At 65.1% G+C, this 19,829-nt stretch carries 16 protein-coding genes; 2 read left to right on the top strand and 14 right to left on the bottom strand.

Going from position 1 to position 19,829, the window contains the following annotated elements:
- Positions 1-172: 172 nt before the first annotated feature.
- The 14 genes from HNE05_RS16545 to dksA all read right to left on the bottom strand — a co-directional run bounded on the left by HNE05_RS16545 (position 173) and on the right by dksA (position 17,656).
- The gene (locus HNE05_RS16545; protein ID WP_173209367.1) at positions 173-1,189 is read right to left on the bottom strand and encodes a class I SAM-dependent rRNA methyltransferase; all 1,017 of its coding nucleotides are present in this window, start codon (positions 1,187-1,189) and stop codon (positions 173-175) included.
- A gap of 203 nt (positions 1,190-1,392) precedes the next feature.
- Positions 1,393-2,271 carry an oxygenase MpaB family protein gene (locus tag HNE05_RS16540; RefSeq protein ID WP_173209365.1) on the bottom strand — a complete coding sequence of 293 codons (879 nt, stop codon included), beginning with the start codon at positions 2,269-2,271 and terminating at the stop codon, positions 1,393-1,395.
- 51 nt (positions 2,272-2,322) lie between these two features.
- Positions 2,323-4,260, bottom strand: coding sequence for an acetate--CoA ligase (acs, locus tag HNE05_RS16535; protein ID WP_173209363.1), 1,938 nt, complete (start codon positions 4,258-4,260; stop codon positions 2,323-2,325).
- Positions 4,261-4,460: 200 nt separating this feature from the next.
- Positions 4,461-6,125, bottom strand: a complete 1,665-nt coding sequence (gene pgi, locus HNE05_RS16530) for a glucose-6-phosphate isomerase (RefSeq protein WP_173209361.1) — start codon at positions 6,123-6,125, stop codon at positions 4,461-4,463.
- A 236-nt stretch (positions 6,126-6,361) separates the two neighbouring features.
- Positions 6,362-6,742 (bottom strand): aspartate 1-decarboxylase, encoded by a 381-nt coding sequence (gene panD / locus HNE05_RS16525; RefSeq protein ID WP_173209359.1) that lies wholly within the window; start codon positions 6,740-6,742, stop codon positions 6,362-6,364.
- Positions 6,743-6,825: 83 nt separating this feature from the next.
- Positions 6,826-7,674: a pantoate--beta-alanine ligase gene (gene panC / locus HNE05_RS16520; protein WP_173209357.1), complete on the bottom strand. Its 849-nt coding sequence runs from the start codon at positions 7,672-7,674 to the stop codon at positions 6,826-6,828.
- Positions 7,671-8,471, bottom strand: coding sequence for a 3-methyl-2-oxobutanoate hydroxymethyltransferase (gene panB, locus HNE05_RS16515; protein ID WP_173209355.1), 801 nt, complete (start codon positions 8,469-8,471; stop codon positions 7,671-7,673). The genes panC and panB overlap by 4 nt, the downstream gene beginning before the upstream one ends.
- 154 nt (positions 8,472-8,625) lie before the next feature.
- A complete protein-coding gene (gene folK / locus HNE05_RS16510) occupies positions 8,626-9,126 on the bottom strand; it encodes a 2-amino-4-hydroxy-6-hydroxymethyldihydropteridine diphosphokinase (RefSeq protein ID WP_173209353.1) in 501 nt (166 codons plus the stop codon).
- 1 nt (position 9,127) lies between these two features.
- Complete coding sequence (locus tag HNE05_RS16505; RefSeq protein ID WP_173209352.1) at positions 9,128-10,531, bottom strand: polynucleotide adenylyltransferase PcnB; 1,404 nt, start codon at positions 10,529-10,531, stop codon at positions 9,128-9,130.
- Between the two features lie 722 nt (positions 10,532-11,253).
- Positions 11,254-12,669, bottom strand: a complete 1,416-nt coding sequence (locus HNE05_RS16500; protein ID WP_173209349.1) for a sigma-54-dependent transcriptional regulator — start codon at positions 12,667-12,669, stop codon at positions 11,254-11,256.
- Between the two features lie 92 nt (positions 12,670-12,761).
- Positions 12,762-15,716 carry a sensor histidine kinase gene (locus HNE05_RS16495; protein ID WP_173209347.1) on the bottom strand — a complete coding sequence of 985 codons (2,955 nt, stop codon included), beginning with the start codon at positions 15,714-15,716 and terminating at the stop codon, positions 12,762-12,764.
- 205 nt (positions 15,717-15,921) lie between these two features.
- Positions 15,922-16,098, bottom strand: a complete 177-nt coding sequence (locus tag HNE05_RS16490) for a hypothetical protein (RefSeq protein ID WP_003095129.1) — start codon at positions 16,096-16,098, stop codon at positions 15,922-15,924.
- A 118-nt stretch (positions 16,099-16,216) separates the two neighbouring features.
- The gene (gluQRS, locus tag HNE05_RS16485) at positions 16,217-17,104 is read right to left on the bottom strand and encodes a tRNA glutamyl-Q(34) synthetase GluQRS (RefSeq protein WP_173209345.1); all 888 of its coding nucleotides are present in this window, start codon (positions 17,102-17,104) and stop codon (positions 16,217-16,219) included.
- A 108-nt stretch (positions 17,105-17,212) separates the two neighbouring features.
- Entirely contained in the window at positions 17,213-17,656 is a 444-nt protein-coding gene (gene dksA / locus HNE05_RS16480; RefSeq protein ID WP_173209343.1) for an RNA polymerase-binding protein DksA, read from the bottom strand.
- Between the two features lie 194 nt (positions 17,657-17,850).
- Here dksA and HNE05_RS16475 point away from each other — a divergent pair, with 194 nt between their 5' ends.
- Both HNE05_RS16475 and sfsA read left to right on the top strand, forming a co-directional pair.
- On the top strand, positions 17,851-19,032 hold the full coding sequence (locus HNE05_RS16475) for a pyridoxal phosphate-dependent aminotransferase (protein WP_173209341.1): 1,182 nt from the start codon (positions 17,851-17,853) through the stop codon (positions 19,030-19,032).
- Entirely contained in the window at positions 19,022-19,729 is a 708-nt protein-coding gene (sfsA, locus tag HNE05_RS16470) for a DNA/RNA nuclease SfsA (RefSeq protein WP_173209339.1), read from the top strand. The genes HNE05_RS16475 and sfsA overlap by 11 nt, the downstream gene beginning before the upstream one ends.
- Positions 19,730-19,829 lie beyond the last annotated feature (100 nt).

Here is a 19,829-nt window from a genome sequence, read left to right as displayed (position 1 = left end):
CGACGTTCCGCGCAAAAACGGGCCCGTCCCTGCGGGTTGCGCGCAAAATCGCGCCATGCGTCGTTGCGGGACTTGGCAAGGGAATGACCATTGCCTGCGTCCCGCGCCTAGTCTGGCGCGATTTTGCGCAGCAACGCGGTTCGCGAACGAAACGGGAGCAGACCCTAGCAACTCAGAAATGCAGGATCAGGGTCTTCAGCGGTGGCTGGCCATCGTGCGAGGGGAAGTCCGCCGCCGGCGGCAGCACCTGCCAGTCGCGTACCGGCCGGCCGAGCTTCTCCGCACAGCGCAGCACCTGCTCGCGCCAGTCGTCCATGGCCACGCGCGCCAGGTTGTTGCAGCAGATCAGCGTACCGTTGGCTGCCGTGGCGAGGATCGCCGGCTTGAGCAGGCTCTGGTAGTCGCGCTGCAGGTCGACGGTGCCGAAGGCGCTCTTGGCCCAGGCCGGCGGGTCGAGCAGCACCAGGTCGAATTGACGCTGCGCCAGGCGCGGATAGTGCGGCAGCTTGTGCCCGCGCCGCGCACTGATCGGCAGGCCGGCCAGTTGGCGGATGGCCGGGAAGTAGTCGGACTGGATGAACTGCATGGGTGGCAGTTGCGGGTTGAGCAGGCCATTCTCGCGGCCGACCGCCAGGTTGCCTTCGGCGAAGTCGAGGTTGACCACCTCGCTGGCACCGCCCGCCGCGGCGCACAGGCCGACGCCACAGGTGTAGGCGAACAGGTTGAGTACCGACTTGCCGGCGCTGTGCGCCTTGACCCAGCCGCGGGCGTTGCGCAGGTCGAGGAACAGCAGCGGGTCCTGCCCCGGATGGCGGCCGCGCACGCGGTAGTTGAGGCCCCACTCGTGACCGATCTGATCTTCCAGGGCGGCAGGTTCGGCCTGGTACACCGGGTCGCTGCGGTCGATGCGCGAATTGCCTTGCGAGCGGTCGTTGTAAACCAGCTGCAGCTCCTGGCCGAGCTGCTGCTGGATGGTTGCATGCAGGTCGAGCAGGGCATCGCGCTCGAGCGTTTGGTGGAAACTCTGCACCAGCAGCTGTGGGCCGTAACGGTCAGCGGTGAGGCCGGGGGCGCCTTCCTGGCTGCCGTGGAACAGGCGGTAGCAGTCAGTGCCCTGCTCGTGCAGTTCACCGAGCAGGTCCTGGCGCTGGGCGAGAGCGGCGCGCAGCGCCTGATTGATAGAGGACATGCGCGGCGTCTCGAAATAAGGGGCGGGCAGTTTACCAGTCCGACTCCGGCGGCGGGCGGCTCAGAACCTGTTTACGATCTCCTGTCCGTCGGCCATACGGCGTTGAAAACAGTCTCGGAATGCTCATTTACAGCTCGTAAACTCCGCTTCCTCGACTGTTTTCGCCTTGCCTGGCTCTAGTCCAGAAAATCGTAAACAGGTTCTCAACGGCGAATGGCCAGGCCCAGACGCTTATGCGCGCGGTGCACGGCGGCGCCGCGCACAGCCCAGCGCAGCAGGCGCGCGACCCGGCCGACGGCTATCCGGATCAGGCGGCTGCGCCAGGGGCCGAAGGAGCGGCCGAACTGCTGTTGGGCCCAGTCCGGGAGCAGGTCGTAACCGGCCTGCAGCATCAGCTTGCCCATGGGCGCGGCAATCGCGCTGGGCGCCGGGGCGGCCTGCAGGATGCGCAGGATTTCCCGCGAGCGCTCATCGCACAGCAGCTGCGGGCGGATGGCGGCCAGGTACTGCTCGACCTCGGCGCAGGAGTGCGGCACGTCTGCGGCGCCGAGGCGCTCGGCGATGCTGGCCACTTCGGCGTAGTAGCGATCCTGCTCGGTGACGCTCAGCAGCGGGTCGCGGTAGCGCAGGTGAGCCTTGAGAAAGCAGGAGACTTCGGCCACATGCACCCAGGTCAGCAGCTGTGGGTCGCTGGCGGCATAGGCGCGGCCATCCGGCGCGGTGCCGACCACCTGCAGGTGGATGGTGCGCACCTTGTCGATCAGCCAGTCGGCATCGCGCCGGCTGCCGTAGGTGGTGCCGGAGATGAACTGGCCGGTGCGGCGCAGGCGCCCGAGCAGATCATCGCGAAAATTCGAGTGGTCCCACACCCCGGCCAGGGCCAGGGGGTGCAGGGCTTGCAGGAGCAGGGCACTGATGCCGCCGATCATCATGCTGGTGAAGTCGCCATGCACTTTCCAGCACGCCGAGTCGGGGCCAAACAGGCCGGGATCGCCAGGGGGTTGCTCGAAGTCGATCTGGCCCAGGGCCAGGCCGGTGAGGCTGAGTACCTGGCTTTCGATAGAGCGGCGAATCAGTTCCAACAGCGTACTTCCTTGTCGCGGCCCCTCCATTACGGCAGGGGCCGCTGCGTTTCAGCGGTTCAGGCGCTTGTCGATCAGGCCGTCGACCACACTGGGGTCGGCCAGGGTCGAGGTGTCGCCCATGTTGTCCAGCTCGTTGCAGGCGATCTTGCGCAGGATGCGCCGCATGATCTTGCCCGAGCGGGTCTTCGGCAGGCCCGGCGCCCACTGGATCAGCTCCGGCTTGGCGAAGCTGCCGATCTCCTTGCTGACCAGCGCGAGCAGTTCGGCCTTGAGCGCGTCGTTGAGCTGCGCGCCGATCACCGGGGTGACGAAGGCATAGATGCCCTGGCCCTTGATGTCGTGCGGGTAGCCGACCACGGCGGCCTCGGCGATGGCGTCGTGCAGGACCAGGGCGCTTTCCACTTCGGCGGTGCCGATACGGTGGCCGGAGACGTTGATCACGTCGTCCACCCGTCCGGTGATCCAGTAGTAGCCGTCCTCGTCGCGGCGCGCGCCGTCGCCGGTGAAGTAGTAGCCGGGATAGGGCTTGAAGTAGGTGTCGATCATGCGCTGGTGATCGCCGTAGACGCTGCGGATCTGGCTCGGCCAGCTGGCCTTGATCGCCAGTACGCCGGCGCCCGGGCCGTCGATCTCCAGGCCCTGGTCGTCCAGCAGCACCGGTTGCACGCCGAAGAACGGGCGGGTTGCCGAGCCGGGCTTCAGATCCGTAGCGCCGGGCAGCGGAGTGATCAGGATGCTGCCAGTCTCGGTCTGCCACCAGGTGTCGACGATCGGACAGCGGCATTCGCCGACCACGTGGTAGTACCACTCCCAGGCTTCCGGGTTGATCGGTTCACCGACCGAGCCGAGCAGGCGCAGGCTCGAGCGGTCAGTCTGCTTGACCGGGTCTTCGCCTTCGCGCATCAGCGCGCGCAGGGCGGTCGGTGCGGTGTAGAAGATATTGACCTGATGCTTGTCGATCACCCGCCAGAAGCGCGAGGCGTCCGGGTAGTTCGGCACGCCCTCGAACATCAGAGTGGTGGCGCCGTTGGCCAGCGGGCCGTAGACGATGTAGCTGTGGCCGGTGACCCAGCCGACGTCGGCGGTGCACCAGTAGATATCGCCTTCGTGGTAGTCGAACACGTACTTGTGGGTCATCGCCGCGCCGAGCAGGTAGCCGCCGGTGCTGTGCAGCACACCCTTGGGTTTGCCGGTGCTGCCTGAGGTGTAGAGGATAAACAGCGGGTCTTCGGCGTCCATCGGCTCGGCCGGGCAGTCGCCGGACACTTCACGCAGCGCCTCGTGGTACCAGAGGTCGCGGCCTTCAACCCACGCCACCTCGCCCTGGGTGCGTTCGACCACCACCACGGTGCTGACGGCCGGGCAGCTCTGCAGGGCTTTGTCGACGTTGGCCTTGAGCGGGACGTACTTGCCGCCGCGCACGCCTTCGTCGGCGGTGATCACGGTGCGGCAGTCGGCATCGAGGATGCGGTCACGCAGGGCGTCCGGGGAAAAACCACCGAACACCACCGAGTGCACTGCGCCGATGCGCGTGCAAGCGAGCATGGCGTAGGCCGCCTCGGGGATCATCGGCATGTAGATGCACACCCGGTCGCCTTTCTTCACCCCGCGCTGCTTGAGCACATTGGCCAGGCGGCTGACATGGCTGTGCAGCTTGTTGTAGGTGATGTGGGCCGATTCGCTGGGGTTGTCGCCTTCCCAGATGATGGCGATCTGTTCGCCGCGCTCGGCCAGGTGGCGATCGATGCAGTTGTGCGCCACGTTGAGCTGGCCGCCCTTGAACCATTCGGCCTGGCCCTGGCTCAGGTCACTGCTGTGCACCTGGTCCCAGGGCTTGGACCAGTCGAGGAGCTGCCTGGCCTGTTCGCCCCAGAAGGCATCGGGTTGCTCGATGGACTGGCGGTAGAGACGCAGATAGGCGTCGTTATCCAGGTGGGCGCGCTGGCGCACGTCATCCTTGACCGGGTGGAGGCTGATCTCGAACATGGCGGGGTCCTTGCTTTTGTTTGGCCGCGATGCCCGCTAGGGTGCACCCAGGCCCTTGCCGGGTTCAAGTGCCGGGTGGCTTTCCTTCACCGCTGTGCTGACGTAGCCCGGATGCAATCCGGGAAGCAGGCGGCCCCGATCCCGGATTGCATCCGGGCTACAGAATGCACAAGCCCGGCGCAGGGCCGGGCTTGCGGGGATCAACCGCGGTGACGACCGCGGAAGAACTCGATCAGGCCCTGGGTCGAGGCGTCATCGGCCGGTGCGGCGTCCCAGGCGGTAAGACGCTGATAGACGCCCTTGCCAAGGTCTTTGCCCAGCTCCACACCCCACTGATCGAAGGCGTTGATGCCCCAGATCACGCTCTGCACGAACACCTTGTGCTCATACATCGCCACCAGCGCGCCGAGGCGCCGCGGGCTGATGCGTTCCAGCACCAGGGTGTTGCTCGGGCGGTTGCCCGGGATCACCTTGTGCGGCGCCAGGCGTTGCACTTCGTCTTCGCTCAGGCCGTTGGCGCGCAGCTCGGCCTCGGCCTCGTTGCGGCATTTACCGAGCATCAGCGCCTGGCTCTGCGACAGGCAGTTGGCATACAGCCACTGGTGGTGATCGGCCACCGGGTTGTAGCTGACCACCGGCACGATGAAGTCGGCCGGAATCAGCTGGGTGCCCTGGTGCAGCAACTGGTGGTAGGCATGCTGGCCGTTGCAGCCGACGCCGCCCCAGATCACCGGGCCGGTGTCGGTGCTGACCGGGCTGCCGTCCTGGCGCACGCGCTTGCCGTTGGACTCCATGTCCAGCTGTTGCAGGTGTTTGGTGATGTTGCGCAGGTAATGGTCGTACGGCAGGATCGCGTGGCTCTGCGCGCCCCAGAAGTTGCCGTACCAGACGCCGAGCAGGGCCAGCAGTACCGGCATGTTCTTGTCGAAGCTGGTGGTACGGAAATGCGTGTCCATGCTGTGGGCACCGGACAGCAGCTCCTTGAAGTTGGACATGCCGATGGCCAGGGCGATTGGCAGGCCGATGGCCGACCACAGCGAGTAGCGCCCGCCGACCCAGTCCCACATCGGGAAAATGTTCTTCTCGCGGATGCCGAAGGCGATCGCTGCTTCCTTGTTGCTGGTGACAGCGATGAAGTGGCGATAGAGCTTTTCCTCGGTACCGCCACGGGCCAGATACCAGGTGCGCGCGGCCTGGGCATTCTTCAGGGTTTCCAGGGTGCTGAAGGACTTGCTGGAAACGATGAACAGGGTGGTTTCGGCGTTCAGTTTGGCAGTCAGCTCATGGAACTCGCTGCCGTCGATATTGGCCAGGTAGTGGCAGCGCACCCCATGTTGGGTGAACGGCAGCAGCGCTTCGGAGACCAGCTGCGGGCCCAGGAAGGAGCCGCCAATGCCGATATTGACCACGTCGGTGATGCTCTTATCGCTGTAGCCGCGCCACATGTTGCTGTGGATGCGCCCGACGATATCGGTCATCTGGTGCAGCACGCGGTGCACGTCGGGCATGACGTTGACCCCGTCGACCTTGACGCAGTCGCCGATCGGCCGGCGCAGGGCGGTGTGCAGGGCTGGGCGGCCTTCTGAGGCGTTCAGCTGTTCACCGTTGAACAGCCCCTCGATGGCCTGTTCGAGACCGGCTTCCCTGGCCAGGTTGACCAGCAGGTCGCGGGTCTGCGGGCTGATCAGGTTCTTCGAGTAGTCAAGGAACAGGCCGCAGGTGCTCATGGAAAAGCGCTCGAAACGCTTGGCGTCGCCGGCGAAGGCATCGCGCATGCTGAACTGCTGCATGTCCTCGCGGTGCTGGCGCAGGGCCTGCCAGGCGGGCAGGGTGGTGACGTCGAGCGGGTGCTGGTGATACGCCATGGGCAGCTGTTTCCTTGTTATGCGGCCGGTGTGCTGTCGAGCATTTACAGACCATTGAAAACTATCTGCGTTGCCGATTCGTCGTTGAGAGCGACCTCAAAATGCTCATTTACAGCTCGTAAACTGCGCTTTTTCGGTCGTTCTCGCCTAGCCTCGGCTGCCTCGCCAACGTTTTCAATGGCCTGTAAAAAAGCCCGGAAGGTTCCGGGCTTGCAGTGTAGCGGTACGGCTCGCGATCAGGCGACCTGTACGGGAATCGCGTTGCTGGTGTGGCTCAACTCGCCATCGGCGCCCATATAGAGAACGCGCGGCTGGAAGTTGGCCAGCTCGGCCTCGTTGTAGTGGGCGTAGGCGCAGATGATCAGGCGGTGGCCGACGCCGGCCTTGTGCGCGGCGGCACCGTTGACCGAGATGATCTTCGAACCTTCTTCGCCGCGGATGGCGTAGGTGGTGAAGCGTTCGCCGTTGTCCACGTTGTACAGCTGGATCTGCTCGTATTCGCGGATGCCGGAGAGGTCCAGCCATTCGCCGTCGATGGCGCAGGAGCCTTCGTAGTCGAGCACCGCATGGGTGACGATGGCGCGGTGCAGTTTGGCCTTGAGCATGATGGCGTGCATGGCAATTTCCTCGTCAGTACCTCGGGCGGCGGCAGAGTTTGCCCGAACCCCGGACAGTGTTCAAGGTCACAGATCGCCTGGCTTCAGAGCTCGAAAGCCAGGTTGTCGATCAGCCGTGTAGCGCCCATGAACGCCGCGCCGAGAATGACCAGCTGGCTGTCCGTGGTGCTGGCTGGGCGCAGGCTGCCGGCTTCACGGATTTCCAGGTAATCGGGGCGAAAGCCCGCATCGCTGAGGGCGGCTTTGCCTTCACTTTCCAGCTGGGCGAAGTCGCGCCGGCCGCCGCGGATGGCGTCCGCGAGCTGGTTCAGGGTGCGGTACAGAGCGGGTGCGCTGGCGCGCTGCTGTTCGTTCAGATAGCCATTGCGCGACGACAGGGCCAGGCCATCGGTGGCGCGTACGGTCGCTTCGCCCATGATCTGGATCGGCATGTTGAGGTCGCGCACCAGGGTGCGGATCACCGCCAGCTGCTGGAAGTCCTTCTCGCCGAAGATCGCCAGATCCGGCTGGACCATGTTGAACAGCTTGGTCACCACGGTGGCCACGCCATCGAAGTGGCCGGGGCGACTGCCGCCACACAGGCCTTCGGAAACCCCGCGCACGCTGACCAGGGTCTGGCCGTCCATGCCGTTGGGGTACATCTCTTCGACATCCGGGTGGAACAGCAGGTGGCAGCCGGCGGCGACCAGTTTTTCCTGGTCGGCGAGCAGGGTGCGCGGGTACTTGGCCAGGTCTTCGTTGGGGCCGAACTGCAGCGGGTTGACGAAGATGCTGGCGACCACGAAGTCGGCGCGCTGGCCGGCCTTCTCCACCAGGGCGATATGGCCCTCGTGCAGGTTGCCCATGGTCGGGACGAAGGCGATGCGCTTGCCTTCGCCACGCGCGCGCGCCACGGCGGCGCGCAGTTCGAGTACGGTCTTGACGGTGTTCATGCGGAGAATCCGTGTTCCTCGGCGGGGAAGCTGACGTCTTTCACGGCCTGTACGTAGGCGGCGAGGGCGGCCTGGATGGTTGCCTGGCCGGCCATGAAGTTCTTCACGAACTTCGGTGCGCGACCGGTCAGGGACAGGCCGAGCATGTCGTGCAGCACCAGGACCTGGCCGTCGGTGGCCGCGCCTGCGCCGATGCCGATCACCGGGATCTTCAGGGACTGACTGATCTCGGCGGCCAGTTCGCTGGGCACGCACTCGAGCAGGACCATGGCGGCACCGGCCTGCTCCAGGGCCATGGCGTCGGCACGCAACTGGCGCGCGGCGGCGTCACCGCGGCCCTGCACCTTGTAACCGCCGAACACGTTGACCGCCTGCGGGGTGAGGCCCAGGTGGGCGCACACCGGTACGCCACGTTCGGCCAGCTGACGGATCGGCTCGGCCAGCCAGGCCGCGCCTTCCAGCTTGACCATATGCGCACCGGCCTGCATCAGGGCGGCGCAGCTGGCGAAGGTCTGTTCCAGCGTGGCGTAGGCCATGAACGGCAGATCACTGAGAATCAGCGCGCCCTGGTTGCCGCGTTTGACGGCGGCGGTGTGGTAGGCCATGTCGGCGACACTGACCGGCAGGGTGCTGTCATGGCCCTGCAGAACCATGCCGAGGGAGTCGCCGACCAGCAGCACGTCCACGCCGGCCTGGCAGGCTGCCTGGGCGAAGGTGGCATCGTAGGCGGTCAGCATGGCGATCTTCTCGCCCTTCTGCTTGAGGCCCAGCAGGGTGCTTACGGTTGTATCAGGCATCAACGATTCCTCATCAGCAGGCCGGGTGAAACGGGGCGCTTGTGGCGCGGGTTCACGGCCTGATAAGCAGCGGTTCTGCACCGCCTCAGGGCAACGGGACGCCTATAGTCCCGATGGGGGTGCGTGAAGTCAATCGTGGGGTGTTACCGCCGTGTTACGGCGTTACCTGTGGCGCGGCTAGCCGCTCTAGGCCCGTGTAGGGGCAGGCCGCCAGCAAGTCGCGCAGGTGGCGGCCATCGGGCAGCTGCAGGTCGGCGGCGATTTCTGCCAGCGGATAGAGCACGAAGGCGCGCGCGTGCATGTGGTAATGCGGCACGGTCAGACGCTCTTCGGCGAGGCGACGTTGGCCGAACAGCAGGATGTCGAGGTCGAGGGTGCGCGGGCCCCAGCGTTCGTCCTTGCGCACGCGGCCCTGGTTCAGTTCGATGGCTTGCAGGGCGTCGAGCAGCTCCAGCGGCGTCAGGCCGGTATCCAGCGCGGCCACGGCATTCACGTAGCGCGGCTGGTCGGGCGGACCCAGTGGGTCGCTGGCATAGAAGGAGGAGACCGCCGCCAACTGGCTGCCCGGCAAGCGGGCGATGGCTGCCAGGGCGGCGTGCAGTTGCTGCAGTGGCTCGGCGAGGTTGCTGCCGAGCCCGAGGTAGACCCGTTCCACCTTAGTCGCCAGCAGGCGCGTCGGTGCTTGGGCCGCGGCGCTTGTTGCGTCCGCCACGGCGGCGCTTTTTGGCTGGGCCGTCACCGGCTTCTTCCTGGCGATTGGCGAGGTCGCGGATCATGCTGCGCCGTTCGCTGTCAGTGGCATCCTGATAGTCGGTCCACCAGTCGCCCAGGCCACCGGTTTCTTCCCCGGCATCTTCGCGCAGCAGCAGGAAGTCGTAACCGGCGCGGAAGCGTGGGTTCTCCAGCAGCAGGTCGGCACGCTTGCCGCTGCGTCGCGGCAGACGCTCCTGCATGTCCCAGATCTCGCGGATCGGCAGGGTGAAGCGCTTGGGAATGGCGATGCGCTGGCACTGCTCGGTGATCAGGTCGTGAGCGGCTTCCTGCATCGCCGGAATCGGCGGCATGCCGCGCTCCTGTAGGTGCAGCACGCGGGCCGGCAGGGCCGGCCAGAGCAGGGCGGCAAACAGGAAGGCCGGAGTGACTGGCTTGCCCTGGGCGATGCGCTCGTCGGTATTGGCCAGGGCCTGGCGGATCAGCGTGCCGGTGTAGTCCGGGTTGCGCTTGAGCGCAGCGGCACTGGCCGGGAACAGCGGAGCGAACAGGTCGTACTCGACCAGCAGATCGAAGGTGTGCTCGGCGTAACCGGCAAGGAACAGCTTGAGCACTTCGTCGAACAGGCGTGCCGAAGGGATGTCGCGCAGTTTCGAGGCCAGCTGGCGAATCGGTGCGGCGCTGTGCTTCTCGATATCGAAGTCGAGCTTGGCGGCGAAGCGCACGGCGCGCAGCATGCGCACCGGGTCTTCCAGGTAGCGCTGCTCGGGGTCGCCAATCAGGCGGATCAGGCGGTTGCGGATGTCATGTACGCCGTGGGCGTAATCGAGGATGCGCTCGCCGGTGACGTCGAAATACAGGGCGTTGATGGTGAAGTCGCGGCGCTGGGCGTCGTCCTCCAGGCTGCCATAGACGTTGTCACGCAGGATCCGTCCGCTCTCGTTGCGCGAAGACAGGTGGCTGTCTTCCTCGTCGTCACCCTGGGGGTGGTTGGCGCGGAAGGTAGCGACTTCGATGATCTCGCGGCCGAAGTGTACGTGCGCCAGCTTGAAGCGGCGGCCGATCACCCGGGCGTTGCGGAACTCGGCGCGAACCTGCTCTGGGGTGGCGCTGGTGGCGACGTCAAAGTCCTTGGGCTGCAGGCCGAGCAGCAAGTCGCGTACACAACCGCCGACCAGGTAGGCCTGGTAGCCAGCATGCTGCAGGCGCTCCACCACGTTCACCGCATTGCGGCTGAACTTCGCCCGTTGCAAGGCGTGCTGGCGGTTGCTCAGAACCTCGGGGGTACTGCGTGGATGGGCTTTGCGCTTCAGGGGCAAGCGGAAGGACTTGAACAGCTTTTTCAGCATGGGGAGCACTGTGTAATGAAGAAGACGGTCGTTTCAGGGCGTCGTAAAGCGTCTGCGTGAAAAGATGAGACGTAAAGCGACGGGCTGAAAAATGCATTAGAACGCACGGCTGGCGCGGATTCTAGCATTGGGGAGGGGGATGGTGAATTAAATGGCGAGCCGGGGAGGGTAAAGCTACTGGGGGAGCCGAGGCTCCCCCCCAAGTAGGTGCGTGCTTTGTTTTTGTTATTATTGCGGGCCTGTTGTTTTTGTTGGTTGGCCCGTTTTTGGTAGCCCAACTGGGGTACCAGGAGCAAACGGATTACTTTGGATGCTGATATTGCCTTGATCAATCCTTGATCCAACCAGTTCAGGTGCTGCCTCAAGGCAGTTTTATTGTTCTCAGTCTGGCTGTGGGGCGAACCCCAAGGGCAAATCCTCTCCAAAATGATCAGTTAGCTGCGCCTCCGCCTTGTTGTTTTTGTTGTGCTGGAGTCGTTCTGTCTTATTTTTATTGTGGTGTTTCTGGTTTGTTATTGTTGTTGTGCCAGAGATAAAGCAGAAGCCGTGCCAGTTTTTGCAAATCCTTATATATCAGTAACTTAGTGATTTGCTGTCTGGCTTTGTGCACAAAAAAAGCCGGGTTCTCGTTACCGATGAACCCGGCTTTTGTTACGCGATGTTTGTGTGGGTAACAACCGGCGGAACCTTTGTCCCTGTAGCCGGTCGCCGCAGGTAACGCTTCAGGAGCCGGTCGCGGCTCCCGATTTGCGCCGCGGGATGCCCAGGCGCTGGCGGCGTTCCCACAGGCACTTGCGGCTGATGCCGAGCTTGCGGGCCAGTTCGGTCTCGGTCATGTGGTCCTGGTGCTCGAGGACGAAGTGCTGGAAGTAGTCTTCCAGGGACAGGTCTTCGGTCGGTTCGTGGTTGCTGCTGGCGGAGCCGCTGCTGCCCGGTTCGTTGAAGTAAGCGTCTGCCAGATCATCCAGCTCGATATCGATGCCCAACAGCTCGGCGGATATCTCCGCGCTCTCGCAGAGGATCACCGCCCGCTCGATGGCGTTTTCCAGTTCACGCACGTTGCCCGGCCAGGGGTAGTGACGGATCGCCTGTTCGGCGTCGCTGGCAAAGCGCAGGTCTTCGCGCCCCATGCGCGTGCACTGGCGCAGCAGGAAGGCCTTGGCGATCTCGTTGACGTCGGCGCCGCGCTCGCGCAGCGGCGGCAGCTTGAGGGCGATGACATGCAGGCGGTAATAGAGGTCTTCGCGGAACTGGCCGATCTTGGCCAAGGTCTTCAGGTCGCGGTGGGTGGCGGCGATCAGGCGCACGTCGACCTTCTGTGACTGTACCGAGCCGACCCGGCGGATCTCGCCTTCCTGCAGCACGCGCAGCAGGCGCGCTTGAGCTTCCAGCGGCAGCTCGCCGATTTCGTCGAGGAACAGGGTGCCGCCGTCGGCCGCTTCGACCAGGCCGGCGCGGCCGGCGCTGGCCCCGGTGAAGGCGCCTTTCTCGTGGCCGAACAGTTCCGACTCGATCAGGGTTTCCGGAATCGCCGCGCAGTTGACCGAAATCAGTGGCGCCTTGGCGCGTCGCGACAGATTGTGCAGGGCGCGCGCAACCAGCTCCTTGCCGGTGCCGGACTCGCCCTGGATCAGTACGTTGGAATCGGTTGGCGCGACCTTGCGAATCTTGCCGTAGAGATCCTGCATGACGGCGCAGGAGCCGATGATGCCGATATCACCATCCGCGTTGGCGGCCGGCTTGCCGGCATTCTTGCTCGGGCTTTCCGCTGGCTTGCTGCGCGCCTCCTGGTGATCGCGCAGGATGCGCGCCACGGCCTGGAGCATTTCGTCGTGGTCGAAGGGCTTGGCGATGTAGTCGACCGCGCCCATCTTCATCGAGTCCACCGCCGAGCGCAGGCTGGCGTAGCTGGTCATGATCAGCACCGGGGTGCCTTCGGCCAGCTTGATCAGCTCGGTGCCGGGCGCGCCGGGCAGGCGCAGGTCGCTGACGATCAGGTCGAAGCCGGGGATGCTGTAGCGCTCCTGGGCCTCCTGCACCGATCCGGCTTCGCTGACCTGATACTGGTTGCGTTCCAGCAGGCGGCGCAGCGCCGAGCGGATGATGGTTTCGTCTTCGACGATGAGGATGTGAGGCATTGATTCTCTCTCGACGGTCTCGAATCTGTTCAGGGTCTGCAGCCTGTCTTGCTCTGGCTCGTACAGCCTGGAACAGGCTCATAGTTCACTGCTTAGGTCGCTACGGACGTCGCTTCGATATAGCGCGGCAGCGTCACGCGGAAACGGGTTCCGAGTTGGCGTTCGGGGTTGGCCGGGCTGTCGATGGTGATCTGCCCATAATGCTCTTCCACGATGGAATAGACCAGTGCAAGACCCAGCCCGGTGCCCTTGCCCGGATCCTTGGTGGTGAAGAACGGCTCGAACAGGCGATCCATGATCGCCTTGGGAATGCCGCTGCCCTCGTCTTCGACAATCAGCAACACGCTCTGCTCGCTGGCCTCGCTGCTGACCCGAATGGCGCCGCCGGTCAGTGAGGCATCGCGGGCGTTGGACAGCAGATTGATCAGCACTTGGGCCAGGCGTTGTGGATCGCCCTTGGCCAGGTGATCGGGGTCGCAGAGGTTGAAGAACTGCACGTCGGTGGCGTTGCGATTGAGCGACAAAAGGCTGATTGCATCCTGCGCCACGGCCGCCAGACTGACCGGGTACTCGGCGCGTTGCTGGGCGCCGGCATGGGCGAAGTTCATCAGCGACTGGACGATGCGCGAGATGCGCTTGGTCTGGTCGATGATCTGCGAGCTGAGTTCGGCGACCTCATCGTCGTCCTCGCGCTCCTCGCGCAGGTTCTGCGCCAGGCAGGCGATGCCGGTGACCGGGTTGCCGATCTCGTGGGCCACTCCGGCGGCCAGGCGGCCGATGCTGGCCAGGCGCTCGGAGTGCACCAGTTGGTCTTCCAGCACGCGGGTCTCGGTGACGTCTTCGATCAGCAGCACCAGGCCGCTGTTGCCCGGCGCCAGCGGCTCGTCGATGGCCGCCTTGTGCAGGTTGATCCAGCGCTCTTCGCCGTCCAGGGTCAGTTGCTGTTTATGCAGGTGTTCGTCGTCCTGCTGGATGAAGCTGCTCAGCATGCTTTGCCAGGGTTCGTCGAGAGCCTCGAGGCGCGAGCCGACCACGCGCAGGGCGGGGATCTCCGTGAGGTCCTCGAGGGCGCGGTTCCACATGAGGATCTCCTGGTCCTTGGCCAGCGAGCAGACGCCCATCGGCAGTTCCTGCAGGGTCTGCCGGTGGAAACGACGCAGGGCGTCCAGCTCGGCGGCCAGGCCGGTGAGGCGCGACTGGTAATCCTCCAGGCGGCTCTCGATGAAGTGGATGTCTTCGCTGACATAGCCTTCGCTGCCGCTCTTGTACGGCAGGAAGGTCTCGACGATGTCCTGCGCCACGCTGGGGCCCATCAGGCCGGAGAGGTTGGCCTCGATGCGGTCGCGCAGGCGGCGCAGGGCGTAGGGGCGACGCTCGTCGAACGGCAGATGCAGATCACGCAGGGCCTGCTCGATTTCCTTCTGCGCGGTCTTCGCGCCAAGCGGCTTGGCCAGCTGGGCGGCGAAGTCCTGTGGCGAGGTGGCCAGCAGCTCACGCCGTTGGGGGCGCCGCACGTTGTCCACGGTGCAGGCTTCGGCCGCGCTTTTTTCCTCGGGGCTGGCTTCGGTGAACAGCGAGATCAGGGTGAACACCAGCACGTTGGCCGCCAGCGAGCCGATGGCTGCCAGGTGCCAGCTGGTGTCGTCGAGGGTGTAGATGACATTGAACAGCGGCAGCTGCATGCCCTGCAGGTTGCTCACCAGCGGCAGCAGCATGCTTACCGCCCAGACCAGCGCCCCGGTCAGCAGGCCGGCGATGAAGCCGCGGCGGTTGGCGGTCGGCCAGTACAGCACCGACAGCGCGCCCGGGAGGAACTGCAGGGTGGCGACGAAGGCGACGATGCCCAGGTTGGCCAGGTCCTGCTCGGCGCCGAGCAGCAGGTAGAAACCGTAGGCGGCCATGATGATGGCGATGATCAGCGCGCGCCGCGTCCACTTCAGCCAACGGTAGATGTTGCCCTCGGCCGGCGGCTGGTACAGCGGCAGCACCAGGTGGTTGAGGGCCATGCCGGACAGCGCCAGGGTGGTGACGATGATCAGCCCGCTGGAGGCCGACAGCCCGCCGATATAGGCGACCAGGGCCAGGGTCGGGCTGTTCACCGCGATACCCAGGCCGAGGGTGAAGTATTCCGGGTTGGTGGTGGCGCCCAGCTTGAGGCCGGCCCAGAGGATCAGCGGCACCGACAGGCTCATCAGCAGGAGGAACAGCGGCAGGCCCCAGCTGGCGCTGACGATGGCGCGCGGGTTGAGGTTCTCGGTGAAGGTCATGTGGTACATGTGCGGCATGACGATGGCCGAGGCGAAGAACACCAGCAGCAGGGTGCGCCACGGACCTTCCTGCAGCGGCGTGTGCAGGGCGGTGAGCGAGGCCTGGTTCTGCAGCAGCCACAGCTCCAGCTCGCCGGGCCCGCCAAACACCCCGTAAAGCGCATACAGGCCGATGCCGCCGAGGGCCAGCAGCTTGACCACCGACTCGAAGGCGATGGCGAACACCAGGCCCTCGTGCTTCTCGCGGGTGGCGATATGGCGGGCGCCGAAGAGGATGGTGAACAGCGTGATCAGGGCGCAGAAGCCCAGGGCAAAGCGGTTCTGCAGCGGCTCGCGGGTGAGGATGCCGATCGAGTCGGCCACCGCCTGGATCTGCAGGGCCAACAGCGGCAGTACGCCGATCAGCATGAACAGGGTGGTCAGCGCGCCGGCCCAGCTGCTGCGGAAACGAAAGGCGAACAGGTCGGCCAGCGAGGACAGCTGGTAGGTGCGGGTGATGCGCAGGATCGGGTAGAGCAGCACCGGGGCAAGCAGGAAGGCGCCGGTGATGCCCAGGTAGCTGGCGAGGAAGCCGAAGCCGTACTGGTAGGCCAGGCCGACCGTGCCGTAGAAGGCCCAGGCGCTGGCATACACGCCCAGCGACAGGGTGTAGGTCAGCGGGTGGCGGATGATCCAGCGCGGGATCAGGCCCTTCTCGCTGATCCAGGCCACGCCGAACAGCAGCAGTAGATAGGTGGCGCTGATCAGGATCAGCTGACTCAGGTCAAAGCTCGTCAGCATCTCGTTGGCTCAGCGAGTGAAGATAAAGGGCGGTCACCGGGATTTCTCCGGCACGGCTCAGAGTTCATCGGCATCTCGTTGGCTCAGCGAGTGAAGATAAAGGGCGGTCACCGGGATTTCTCCGACACGGCTCAGAGTTCATCGGCATCACGCTGGCTCAGCGAGTGAAGATAAAGGGCGGGCACCGGGATCTCTCCGATACAGCTCAAAGTTCATCGGCATCACGCTGACTCTGCAGAATAAAGGTCACCACGATCAGGATCAGCCACAGCAGGTAGGGCCGATACCAGGCGCCATTGGGGTCAATCCACCAGTCCATGATGGCCGGGGAAAACAGGTAGATCCCCACCACCAGGAGCAGGACCAATCGGTAGATGTACATGCCGGGTCTCGTGTCGAAAGTGCGCCGATGGTAACGGATTAGGTCGACAGGCGGCAGCACTGCGCCTGTGCTTTAGGGTCTGTTGACGTTGCGGCGTGCGCCGCAGCGTCAACAGACCCTAGCGTAGCTGGGCTTCGGCCAGGGTCGGGCTGCGCGGGATGCGCGTGGCGTCCCAGTTGGCGCTGCCCCAGGCCAGCAGTTCACGGGCACTGGCACCGGCCAGCTCGCCTGGCGGTTGCTGGCCGAGGGTGCGCAGGGCGCGTAGCAGCAGGGCCGGGGCCTGGTCGGCGGGCAGTGGTGGCGAACGGTAGCTCTTGCCCAGCTTGTGGCCGTCCGGCTGGATGATCAGTGGCACGTGCAGGTAGCGCGGCTGGCGCAGGCCAAGCAGTTCCTGCAGGTACAGCTGGCGCGGCGTGGAGTCGAGCAGGTCGGCGCCGCGCACGATATCGGTGATGCCTTGCCAGGCGTCATCCAGCACCACGGCCAGTTGATAGGCATACAGGCCGTCGCGGCGGCGGATGACGAAATCGCCGACCTCATGGCCCAGGTGCTGGCGGAACTCGCCCTGCACGCGGTCGCAGAAGTGGTATGCCAGTTCCGGCACGCGCAGACGGATCGCCGCATCCTCACTGGCATGCCCGGCATTGCGGCACAGGCCGGGATAGATGCCGCCGTAGGCTTCCAGCTGCTTGCGCGAGCAGGTGCAGGCGTAGGCCAGGCCCTGGCTGAACAGGCGTTCGAGCAGTGCGGCGTATGCGTCATGACGCTCGCTCTGGCGCACCAGCGGGCCGTCCCATTCGAAGCCGTAGGTTTCCAGGGTGCGCAGGATGGCGTCCTGGGCGCCAGGTTCCTCGCGCGGCGGGTCGAGGTCTTCCATGCGCAGCAGCCATTGTCCGCCGACGCTGCGGGCATCGAGGTAGGAGGCGAGGGCGGCGACCAGTGAACCGAAATGCAGGTAGCCACTGGGCGTGGGGGCGAAACGGCCGATGTAGGCGGGAGAAGTCATGGCGAACAGGCTATCCGCAGCAGGCGGCAGAGGCCAGTGCAGTTATCGGCAGGCAGGAACTATCGACAGGCAGAAACGAAACGGGGCGCTTGCGCGCCCCGTGCGGGATCAGGAACCGATCTGTTTTTCCTTGATTTCCGCCAGCGTCTTGCAGTCGATGCACAGGGTCGCAGTCGGGCGGGCTTCGAGGCGGCGGATGCCGATCTCGACGCCGCAGGAATCACACCAGCCGTATTCGTTGTCTTCGATCAGCTGCAGGGTTTCGTCGATCTTCTTGATCAGCTTGCGCTCGCGGTCACGGGCGCGCAGTTCCAGGCTGAACTCTTCTTCCTGGCTGGCGCGGTCGGCCGGGTCCGGGAAGTTGGCAGCTTCGTCCTGCATGTGGTGCACGGTGCGATCCACTTCCTGCATCAGCTCCAGCTTCCACTTGTTGAGGATGCCGGTGAAGTGAGCGCGCATCGGGTCGCTCATGTATTCCTCGCCCTTTTTCTCTTTATAGGGCTCGAAACCACGGGCCAGCTGGCTACTGCTTGGTTTTGCTTTGGTGGGCATGGATGGCCGCCTCTCACTCTCTCTGATCCATTGGCGCAGGATCTGTTCCTTTACCGGCAGGGCCGGGCCTGCGGCTGCAAGCGGGCGAACTTACCAGATCAATTCGGGCGATGCTACTCCCGGTTGTCCATGTTGCTACAGCCTGGTCGGGCAGTTAGTTAGAATCCCCCCTTTGTTCAATTAAAGGAAGGCCAATGGCCCAGCCCTTCAGTGCGCGCAGTCGCGCCATCGAACCGTTCCACGTCATGGCCCTGCTGGCCCGCGCCAACGAGCTGCAGGCGGCCGGCCATGATGTGATCCATCTGGAGATCGGCGAGCCGGACTTCACCACCGCCGCGCCCATCGTTGCCGCCGGCCAGGCCGCGCTGGCCAATGGGCATACCCGCTACACCGCGGCGCGCGGTATTCCGCCGCTGCGCGAGGCGATTGCCGGCTTCTATGCCAGTCGCTATGGCCTGAGTGTCGACCCCGCACGCATCCTGATCACCCCCGGTGGTTCCGGCGCCTTGCTGCTGGTCACCAGCCTGCTGGTCGATCCGGGCAAGCACTGGCTGCTGGCCGACCCCGGCTACCCGTGCAACCGCCACTTCCTGCGCCTGGTCGAAGGCGCCGCGCAGCTGGTGCCGGTCGGCCCCGACAGCCGTTACCAGCTGACTCCGCAGCTGGTCGAGCGGCACTGGGATCAGGATAGCGTCGGCGCCCTGGTCGCCTCGCCGGCCAACCCGACCGGCACCCTGCTGCACCAGGACGAACTGGCCGCCCTGTCGTCCTCGTTGAAAGAACGTGGCGGCCATCTGGTGGTCGACGAGATCTACCACGGTCTGACCTACGGTTGCGACGCGAGCAGCGTGCTGGCCGTGGATGACGAGGCCTTCGTCCTCAACAGCTTCTCCAAGTATTACGGCATGACCGGCTGGCGCCTGGGTTGGCTGGTGGCGCCGGCGAACGCGGTGAGCGAGCTGGAGAAACTGGCGCAGAACCTCTATATCAGCGCGCCCTCGATGGCCCAGCATGCTGCGCTGGCCTGCTTCGAGCCGGCCACCCTGGCGATCTTCGAGGAGCGGCGGCACGAGTTCCAGCGCCGCCGCGACTACTTGCTGCCGGCCCTGCGCGAGCTGGGCTTCAAGATTGCGGTAGAGCCGGAAGGGGCCTTCTATCTGTATGCCGACATTTCCGCCTTCGGCGGCGATGCCTACGCCTTCTGCCAGCATTTCATCGAAACCGAGCACGTGGCCTTCACCCCGGGCCTGGACTTCGGTCGTCACCAGGCCGGGCACCATGTGCGCTTCGCCTACACGCAGACCATCGAGCGCCTGCAACAGGCGGTCGAGCGGATCGCCCGTGGCCTGAAGACCTGGCGCCCCGATGCAGTTTGATCCGCCGCTGGAAGAAGGCCGCCTGCTGCGCCGCTACAAGCGTTTCCTCGCCGATATCGAGACCGCCAGCGGTGAGCAGCTGACCATCCACTGTCCCAATACCGGCTCGATGCTCAACTGCATGAGCGAGGGTTGCCGGGTCTGGTTCAGCCGCTCCAACGACCCCAAGCGCAAGCTGCCGGGCACCTGGGAGCTGGGCGAGACACCGCAGGGGCGCCTGGCCTGCATCAACACCGCGCGGGCCAATGCCCTAGTCGAGGAAGCCCTGCGGGGCGGGGTGATCGGCGAGCTGGCCGGCTTCACCGGGCTCAAGCGCGAGGTGCGTTTTGGCGAGGAGAACAGCCGGGCGGATTTTCGTCTCGATTACGCCAATGGTCCGGCCTGGGTCGAGGTGAAGAGCGTGACCCTGGGCTTCCCCGATACGGCCGTGGCGGCCTTCCCCGATGCCCGTACCGAGCGCGGCGCCAAGCACCTGCGCGAGCTGGCGAACCTGGCGCGCCAGGGCGTGAGGGCGGTGCAGCTGTATTGTGTGAACCTGACGGGGATCGAGGCGGTGCGCGCGGCGGCGGAAATCGACCCGGCCTATGCGGCGGGCCTGCGCGAAGCCAGGGCGGCGGGTGTCGAGGTGCTGGCCTATGGTGCGGAGATCACTCCACAGGGCATGCGCCTGGTGCGCCGTCTGGAAGTGCTGTTGTAGCCCGGATGCAATCCGGGGCTGGAAGCGCTCCCGGATTGCATCCGGGCTACACCGCTGGACGTGCTTTTGTAGGGTGGATGACGCTCTGCTCATCCACCAG

It is taken from the genome of Pseudomonas campi (genome assembly GCF_013200955.2).
Taxonomy (GTDB): domain Bacteria; phylum Pseudomonadota; class Gammaproteobacteria; order Pseudomonadales; family Pseudomonadaceae; genus Aquipseudomonas; species Aquipseudomonas campi.
The sequence above is the reverse complement of the archived record's forward strand: the minus strand, read 5'-3'. Positions and strand labels throughout refer to the sequence as shown.

Coding starts and splice junctions, on each gene's coding strand:
- panC (WP_173209357.1), bottom strand. CDS start 7,674: ATGAACACCGTCAAGACCGTACTCGAACTGCGCGCCGCCGTGGCGCGC.
- HNE05_RS16500 (WP_173209349.1), bottom strand. CDS start 12,669: ATGCCTCACATCCTCATCGTCGAAGACGAAACCATCATCCGCTCGGCG.
- panD (WP_173209359.1), bottom strand. CDS start 6,742: ATGCACGCCATCATGCTCAAGGCCAAACTGCACCGCGCCATCGTCACC.
- panB (WP_173209355.1), bottom strand. CDS start 8,471: ATGCCTGATACAACCGTAAGCACCCTGCTGGGCCTCAAGCAGAAGGGC.
- HNE05_RS16545 (WP_173209367.1), bottom strand. CDS start 1,189: ATGTCCTCTATCAATCAGGCGCTGCGCGCCGCTCTCGCCCAGCGCCAG.
- acs (WP_173209363.1), bottom strand. CDS start 4,260: ATGTTCGAGATCAGCCTCCACCCGGTCAAGGATGACGTGCGCCAGCGC.
- gluQRS (WP_173209345.1), bottom strand. CDS start 17,104: ATGACTTCTCCCGCCTACATCGGCCGTTTCGCCCCCACGCCCAGTGGC.
- HNE05_RS16505 (WP_173209352.1), bottom strand. CDS start 10,531: ATGCTGAAAAAGCTGTTCAAGTCCTTCCGCTTGCCCCTGAAGCGCAAA.
- HNE05_RS16490 (WP_003095129.1), bottom strand. CDS start 16,098: ATGTACATCTACCGATTGGTCCTGCTCCTGGTGGTGGGGATCTACCTG.
- dksA (WP_173209343.1), bottom strand. CDS start 17,656: ATGCCCACCAAAGCAAAACCAAGCAGTAGCCAGCTGGCCCGTGGTTTC.
- HNE05_RS16475 (WP_173209341.1), top strand. CDS start 17,851: ATGGCCCAGCCCTTCAGTGCGCGCAGTCGCGCCATCGAACCGTTCCAC.
- sfsA (WP_173209339.1), top strand. CDS start 19,022: ATGCAGTTTGATCCGCCGCTGGAAGAAGGCCGCCTGCTGCGCCGCTAC.
- HNE05_RS16495 (WP_173209347.1), bottom strand. CDS start 15,716: ATGCTGACGAGCTTTGACCTGAGTCAGCTGATCCTGATCAGCGCCACC.
- pgi (WP_173209361.1), bottom strand. CDS start 6,125: ATGGCGTATCACCAGCACCCGCTCGACGTCACCACCCTGCCCGCCTGG.